Source organism: Schlesneria paludicola DSM 18645 (assembly GCF_000255655.1).
In the GTDB taxonomy this organism is placed as follows: domain Bacteria; phylum Planctomycetota; class Planctomycetia; order Planctomycetales; family Planctomycetaceae; genus Schlesneria; species Schlesneria paludicola.
The window spans coordinates 2869653-2871992 of the sequence record NZ_JH636435.1; the positions used below are offsets into that span (position 1 = coordinate 2869653).

2 protein-coding genes and 2 pseudogenes are annotated in these 2340 nt (G+C 50.9%); 2 read left to right on the plus strand and 2 right to left on the minus strand.

The genetic code is table 11. The features are described 5' to 3' along the window. Nucleotides 1-416 precede the first annotated feature (416 nt). A pseudogene (locus tag OSO_RS52820) lies at nt 417-719 on the plus strand (transposase); the annotation flags it as partial. Nucleotides 720-747: 28 nt separating this feature from the next. Here OSO_RS52820 and OSO_RS0130255 read toward each other — a convergent pair. After that, entirely contained in the window at nt 748-1470 is a 723-nt protein-coding gene (locus OSO_RS0130255) for a hypothetical protein (protein ID WP_010586679.1), read from the minus strand. Between the two features lie 274 nt (nt 1471-1744). Beyond that, nucleotides 1745-1903 (minus strand): annotated as a pseudogene (locus tag OSO_RS52730) (hypothetical protein); the annotation flags it as partial. Nucleotides 1904-1988: 85 nt separating this feature from the next. On the opposite strand from OSO_RS52730, the gene OSO_RS45785 reads away from it, so the two are divergent. Further along, nucleotides 1989-2340 (plus strand): transposase (locus OSO_RS45785; protein ID WP_010586680.1); only part of this gene is annotated, 352 nt, incomplete at its 3' end.

Genomic DNA, 2340 nt, shown 5'->3' on the forward strand with positions numbered 1-2340 from the left:
ACTTCCCGGTGGCGTGCATGTCGGCAATGTGGCATCTCGCCTTCTCCGACCGATCCGCGCCCAAGGGCGTGGATGCCGCCGGGATCTCCCAGCTTCCGTGAGGAATGTTTCCGACCGTGCGTGTGGTCCTAGACTCCGTGGGGGTCACGTCGGACTCGCCATTGACGTTCGTCATGACTATTGCCTTCCCCTTGTCAGGACAAGGTCGGCCACCACAAAATGATGTTTTCGGAGCTCAATACACAGCCCGGTCTTTCCTCTGTGAACGCTTCGCCATGCCAGTTGCCTGGCACAACGCATCACTCGAGGCCAAGGCGATTGGCTAGATCTTACCTTGTACGAAACTCGCATTCGCTACGCTCCTCCGGCTTCTGCTGGCGCACCCTGACCCCTTTGATTTGCCCAGCAGCTTTTTGGAATACGCTTCGGCAGGTTGGTCTGGGAAGTTTCTCGATGAATGGTGCAATCGAACGATGCGGTCTCGTCTGAAACCGACGAAGCGAGTTGCTCGCATGCTACCAAACCATCGCAACTTAATTCCCAACTGGTTCCGAGCGCAGGGAGCGACTTCCGCAGGAGTCGTTGAGGGATTCAACAATAAGGCGTAACTTACTACCACAAAAGCTTATGGCTTTCGAACCTATGAAGCGATCGAAATCGCTTTGAATCATCAACTTGGAAAGCTGCCAGCACCAGAATTCACCCACAGATTCTGGTGAAGAGGCAAAAACAACCAAACTCAAGTCTTCATTCCAACTCTAACAACACCCCGTTCAACGCCGCCTTCATCGCATTGCGCATTATCTCATTGTCCATGATAGCCAGCGACTCTTCAACAATTTGCTGTGCGTGGTCGTGATTTCCGTTTAAGGCCAATATCGTCACGACCTGAGCGACTTCTGAAATAAGCCAAAACTTCGAAGTGGGGAGACCGTCTCCACCGTCAGGCGGATCGAGGGGACGAAGTAGACTGACACCGCTCGTGACCATTGACATCCGCCTTTCTGGGTGAAGAAATTCCATGCATACTGCAGTCATCCTGGCCTCAATCAAAAGTCTTTCTACTAGATGATAAATCTGCTGTGCAGATGAAGGGTCCTTCGAGCGAACCAGCAGAAAGAGTTTTACCGTTTGCTCTGATTCGCCAAGCAACTTATTGATTGCATAGATATCGTGAAATAGCTCAAACGGAAACTCAGCATCCAAGAACCGACTCGTTGTGCTGTTACGAGTGTCAACAAGTGCCTTACGAGCCAGCGGGTAAACCTCTGCAAGCGCTTTCCAATGTAAAAGTGCAACGGAAAGACGAATTCCATAGAACTCGGAAGAATCGTGAGAATGATGATGAAACCAAAGCAGCTTCGAAAGTGCTGCGGAATACTCTCCGATGCGAATTTCGGCAATCGCCGCATAAAGAACGGAAGTCAGCGGAGATTTTGTTACGTCGTATTCTGTGTGTTCTTCATTCACGATTGTTACCTTCGACGGTATTGCCATTGTTTAGGTCGGCAGTTACACGGCGGCTTCGGGAATACTATTCTAGTATTTGTTAGCCCAACGATTAAATTGTGTTGCTCGCAATTTGCGACGATTACGCCACACACGGAAACTCCCAAAGCGGCTTCTCCATGGCAGCCAGCTTCCTCTACTAAGGTTACAGCCCTTAGCATGCAGGTTGCAAATCTCTCTGCAACTGCAAGCCCACAAACTCTCCCCATCGCGACGCAATCCCACAATGCTCCACTTAAGCCAGTCGGATCCGTTTTATCAGCACGAACCAGGCAGCGTACAAATTCGGGCCGTCTACGTACCCCAATGGATCTCGCTGAAACCAGTTTCCGAGAAAAGAATCGTAGGCGCGATTTCTCACAACAACCAGTTGCGTTTCGCCCTCATAGCGATAGCCACAAAAGAGTGTTTCCCAACTGGGAAAACAAAGGGGTCAGGACTCATTGAATTCTGTTTGACGGGCTGTTATCTTCTCTTTCATGCCACGGCCACCCCGCGCCGATGAAGCTGGCGGACTGTACCATGCCTTGAACCGAGGCAATGGACGGCAGGAGATTTTCCATAAATCCGAGGACTTTGCCGCATTTGAGCGAGTTCTTGCGGAAGGGTTAACTTCTTATGATGTCACGCTCTTTTGCTTCCAACTCATGCCCAATCATTGGCATCTTGTCCTGCGTCCGAACGCTGATGGTGAGCTAAGTCGGTTCATGCGCTGGATCACCGCGACGCACACGATGCGTTACCGGGCTCATGACCGCACCTCGGGCGAAGGGCATGTTTACCAGGGACGATTTAAAAGCTTTCCAATTCAGGATGATGCGCATTTTCTGA